Genomic DNA, 4,505 nt, shown 5'->3' with positions numbered 1-4,505 from the left:
GCTGGTGGCCAGGGTGATGTAGAACCCGCGGTTGGTCAGCGTCCCAGCGACCATCTGCTGGATGGTGGAGGTGACCGGGATGTCGAACGCGGCGCCCTTCTTCGGAGCCGCCACGGTGGCCGAGCCGACTGCAGAGCTCAGGGTGCCCCGGTTGTTCCACGTGACGTTGCCGGGCCAGGCATCCGTGCGCCGGTACACCGAGGCGGTCCAGGAGCCGGTGCGGGTCTCGGCGATGTTGATCCGCACGAATGCGTTGGTGATGGTGGCGTTCTTCGGGATCCCGGCCAACGAGACCTGGGTCATCATCCCGGCCGCGGAGACTCGCATCGGGATGACAGCCAGCAGCCCGAACGCGGTCGTCGGCTTGGCCGACTGGACGGAGTACGCGGAGAGCAGGATCGTCTTCGAGGTGGCCACTCAGTCCGCCCTTCCCAGCATGTCGACCAGCTGGCTGGCCGCAGTCACCTTGTCCTCAGCACGGGCGTCGACGTACGCGTTGAACTCGTAGCCGTCCACGACCAGGCGGAGGCTCGAGGGCAGCGCGCCGGCCTGATTGGCGGCCTGCAGCGTCCTGAGCTGTCCGTCCGTCAGGACCGTCTCCGAGCGGCCGGTGCCGTTGTAGGCCAGCGACAGGCCCGTGGGGAGGCGACCGCCGGTGTCGAAGACGTTCGGGATCGGGTTGTCCGGGAGGAGCCGGTTCGGGATCTTCCCGTTGATCCAGTTGACGACGTCCCCGCCGACGCTGCGGATCATGTCGCCGAAGATGCCGGCCCAGCCGCCCCCGTCGAGATCTCCCATCCAGCCCTCGATCTTCCGGGCGACGCCGGCGACCTTCTTGATCGCGCCCAGCCAGCCGGTCACAGCGAACCCGCCGACCTTCGCCGGCGCGGCGGCCCCGCCGCCGCCAGCGGTGACGGCGTTCGAGCCGCCGGCCAGCTCGAAGTGCAAGTGGGGCCCGGTGGAGTTGCCGGTGGACCCGACGCGGCCGATGGCCTGACCAGCCTTCACCTTCTGGCCGCCATTGACGTTGAAGCCGCTCAGGTGCGCGTACAGCGTCCGCTGCCCGCCGTGGTTGATCTTGATGTGGTTGCCGTAGCTGGAAAGCAGGGACTGGACCGAGGAGACCTGGCCGTCGGCCCACGCCACGACCGGCGCCCCCATGTCGCCAGGCTTGTTCAGGTCGCCCGCCCACGTCGCCCAGGGGTAGCCGGAGTGCCGGCTGATCGACGTCGCACCCGGCAGCGGCACCCGGCCACCGAGGAAGAACCCCTCCGGTCGCGGCAGACTGCCGTGATCGTTGATGTGGTCTAGCCAGCCGGGGTGGTCGCGTTCGAACTTGCGGCGCGACCTCGAGCGGATGACGTGCTCGTCGCCGTGCACGGGGCCGACTACCTTGCGAGGGTCGACGCGGCCGGTGTAGCCGCCATCCCGGAAACCGAGCTTCACCCTGTCGGGCATGGTGACCCCGGGAAGGGAGCCGATCATCTTTCGGATGCCGTTGTTGTAGACCGTGTTCACCAGGAACCGGACTGGCTTCTTCGCAGCGCTGCTCAGGGACGCCCAGACGTCCTTGATCTTCCCGATGCCCCTCGACACCGCCGGCGCCAGCTTGTCGACCACGAAGTCACGCAACGCCGCGAGAGTGGGCCTCAGGAACTTGCGCCAGACCGTGACGACCTTGTCCTTCACGCTGTCGAACGTCGGCCGCACGGCCCTCGTCCAGAGCCACTTGACCGCCGGGATCAGGACCCGGGTGACGTAGGACCACCAGACCTGGAAGATCGGCCGGATCACGTTCTGCCAGGCGAACTTGATCAGACCCCACGCGAGCTTGAAGTACAGCTGGACGCCACGCCACCACGCGCGGATCACCGGCATCAGGTACTTAGTGAAGAAGCCCGCGAACGCTGAGAGAGCGGGCCGGATGACGCCGTTCCACGCGAACGCGACCGCCTTGCGGATTCCCGCCCAGGCGCCGTCGACGATCCGCCGGAACGTCTCGGACTTCTTGTAGGCGATGACCAGCCCCACACCCAAGGCGACTAGGGCACCGACGATGAGGCCGATCGGGTTGAGCAGGATGGCCCGGTTGAGCAGATTCTGGGCGACGGCCTGACGGGTGGTCCAGAGGGTGTGCAACGCGGTCCAGCCCTGGGAGATCTTCACGCCCAGCGCGTAGCCAGCCCATGCGGACGCACCAATCACCAGGATGGTGCCGAGCACCTTGAAGGTGTCCGCGTTCTGCTGCACGAACGGGACCAGCCCGCTCATCGTGTCGGCGAGGAGGTCTGCTCCCACGATCACGCCGGGCGCGAGGGCCTTGCCGATCTGCAGGCGCAAGGTCTCCCACGCGCCAGAGAGTCGCTCGAGCGCCCCGGGGAGCCCCTTCATCGCAGCGTTGGCAGCGTCCTGCGCGGCCTTCTGGTTCTTGGTCGCGCTGACGTACTTCCCGAGCCCCTTAGAGCCCTCGTTCATCAGCACGGTGGCGGCGCGCGTGGCGTCAGAGCCGAAGATGGTGGACAGCGCAGCGGTGCGCTCGGACTCCGAGAGGCCCCCGAGCTTGTCCTGGAGCTGCTGTGAGACGTTGCCCAGCGAGACGAAGTCGCCGTTGCGCTTGGTGAAGTCCAGGCCCAGGTTCTTCATCGCCGACCGGGCCGCGTCGGTCGCAGGCACGAGACGCGCCAGCATCGTCTTGAGTGACGTGCCAGCGTCAGAACCCTTGATGCCTGCCGAGTCGAAGGCAGCCAGGGCGCCCACGGTCTCGTTGATGTCCAGGCCGGCGTTCTTCGCGCCGGGCCCCACCTGCGCGAGTGCCTGCCCCAGGGACTCCACCGACGCCGTGGACGCGTTGGCGCCACCGGCTAGAGCGTTGGCGACCTTGTTCATGTCGCGGCCCTTGAGGCCGAAGGTGTTGAGTGCGTTCGCGGCGATCTCGGCCGCGGTGGCCAGGTCGGTTCCACCTGCCGCGGCGAGCAGGAGGGTCCCCTTCAACGCGCCAGCGCGCATGTCGGCTACTGAGATGCCGCCCTTGGCGAGCTCGACCATCGCCTTCGCGGCCTCGTTCGCGGAGAACACCGTCGAGTTGCCCATGTCGATGGCAGCCTTCTCGAGCGCCTTCATCTCTCCGCGGGACGCCCCGGTGACCGCGCCGACGGTGTTCATGGACTTCTCGAACTCGGCCCGCAGTTTCACGCCCGACGCGGCAACCCCGATCAGGGCTGCACCGATGCCAGCCGTCAGCGCCTGCTTGAACCCGCCCATGTTGGGCAGCACCGTGATCCAGGCGGTACCTGCGGGAACGGCCATCAGGAACCCCCTTCCAGCCAGTCAGCGGTCTGCGCGAGCGTGTGGTGGGCGGGTGTGTCATCCGACCCGTGCTCGATCGCGGCCGCGCCCTCGTCGTCGTTGACAAGCCGCGCGCCCTCCCCGTCGCTGTCGACCCGGAACGAGGACCGGAACGCCCCCGTCTCCATGGGGGCGATCGACTCCGCGTGCACGCGGCCGGTCTCGGCGATCTGTGCCATCGCGGCGTCCATCTCCGCAGTCGCCGCCAGCGCGGCCAGCGCAGCGGACGAGGGTGGCTCGAAGCGCACGTTGCTAGGCATCAAGCCCCCTCGGGGTTGGCGGGGAAAAGTTGGGTGACCATGTCGTCTGCGGCCTCGCGGTGCCGCTTCGTCCGAGCGCGGTCGAACGCGGTCACGGGGCGTGGCCACGGACGGACCCGTGACGGATTCCCGCCCGCCGCGGCGACGACCGCGTTCGCCACTTCTGCGAGCCGGTCCACGACCGCGGCGAGCGCCTGGACCTCGGGAGTCCACTCCGTCAAGGGCGGGATGTGGCTGAACTTCGGCGGGTCACCCAGCTCGGCCGCCAGCTCGTCGTCCTGCGCAACCGCGGACGCGAACGCGGACGTGCGGGGCAGGTGGTCGATCAACGTCAGGGCGAACGCCCACCTGCCCTGCTCGTACAGGTCGATGACATCCCAGCCGGACAGGCCGAGGTCTGCGACGATCGCCTCGCCGTACCTCTCGAGGAGGCCGGTGAGGCGAATCAGTTTCCCAGGCCGAAGTGCTCCCGCATGTCCTCGGCGATCGCCTGACCCACGGCGTGGTCTTCCTTGCCGATCGCGTCGAGGAGGGCATCGGCCTGCTCACCGCAGATGGCGATGATGACGTCCTTCGACGTGCCCGAGCGGACCGCCTCCTCGGCCTCAAACATCTGGTCACCCGTCGGGCGGGGGATCTCGATCTTCTCGTCGTCGTCGATCCACAGGACGAACGGATCGCCCTTGACCTCAGAGCGGTACCGGTCGAGGCTCGTCGGCTTGCCCGTGGGCTTGCGCGTGTTGCCCATCAGGCGTCCTCGTCCTCGACGGGCGTCCAGCCCTCAGACTTCAGCCGGGTGATCGTGGCCGGCTTGAACGCCGTCACGGTCTCCCGAGCTTTGCCCTCGCCGCGGAAGAGCTCGACACCGCCGTCGGCGGTCTCGCTCTTCTTCTGGCTGGT

Annotated in this window: 5 protein-coding genes; all 5 read right to left on the bottom strand. The window is 68.4% G+C overall.

What is annotated here, in order from left to right; all coding sequences use genetic code 11:
• Positions 1-417, bottom strand: a 417-nt coding sequence (locus tag VIU94_RS39795) for a DNRLRE domain-containing protein (RefSeq protein ID WP_331919712.1), incomplete at its 3' end; no start/stop codon positions are given.
• Entirely contained in the window at positions 418-3,306 is a 2,889-nt protein-coding gene (locus tag VIU94_RS39790; protein ID WP_331919710.1) for a phage tail tape measure protein, read from the bottom strand. It abuts the gene before it with no gap.
• Positions 3,306-3,605 (bottom strand): hypothetical protein, encoded by a 300-nt coding sequence (locus VIU94_RS39785; RefSeq protein ID WP_331919708.1) that lies wholly within the window; start codon positions 3,603-3,605, stop codon positions 3,306-3,308. The genes VIU94_RS39790 and VIU94_RS39785 overlap by 1 nt, the downstream gene beginning before the upstream one ends.
• Positions 3,605-3,934: a hypothetical protein gene (locus VIU94_RS39780; protein ID WP_331919706.1), complete on the bottom strand. Its 330-nt coding sequence runs from the start codon at positions 3,932-3,934 to the stop codon at positions 3,605-3,607. Before VIU94_RS39780 ends, VIU94_RS39785 begins: the two co-directional genes overlap by 1 nt.
• A 116-nt stretch (positions 3,935-4,050) precedes the next feature.
• Positions 4,051-4,353, bottom strand: coding sequence for a hypothetical protein (locus VIU94_RS39775; RefSeq protein ID WP_331919704.1), 303 nt, complete (start codon positions 4,351-4,353; stop codon positions 4,051-4,053).
• Positions 4,354-4,505: the final 152 nt, after the last annotated feature.

Source organism: Streptomyces sp., assembly GCF_036566765.1.
Lineage (GTDB): Bacteria > Actinomycetota > Actinomycetes > Streptomycetales > Streptomycetaceae > Streptomyces.
The sequence above is the reverse complement of the archived record's forward strand: the minus strand, read 5'-3'. Positions and strand labels throughout refer to the sequence as shown.

Coding starts and splice junctions, on each gene's coding strand:
- VIU94_RS39785 (WP_331919708.1), bottom strand. CDS start 3,605: ATGCCTAGCAACGTGCGCTTCGAGCCACCCTCGTCCGCTGCGCTGGCC.
- VIU94_RS39790 (WP_331919710.1), bottom strand. CDS start 3,306: ATGGCCGTTCCCGCAGGTACCGCCTGGATCACGGTGCTGCCCAACATG.
- VIU94_RS39775 (WP_331919704.1), bottom strand. CDS start 4,353: ATGGGCAACACGCGCAAGCCCACGGGCAAGCCGACGAGCCTCGACCGG.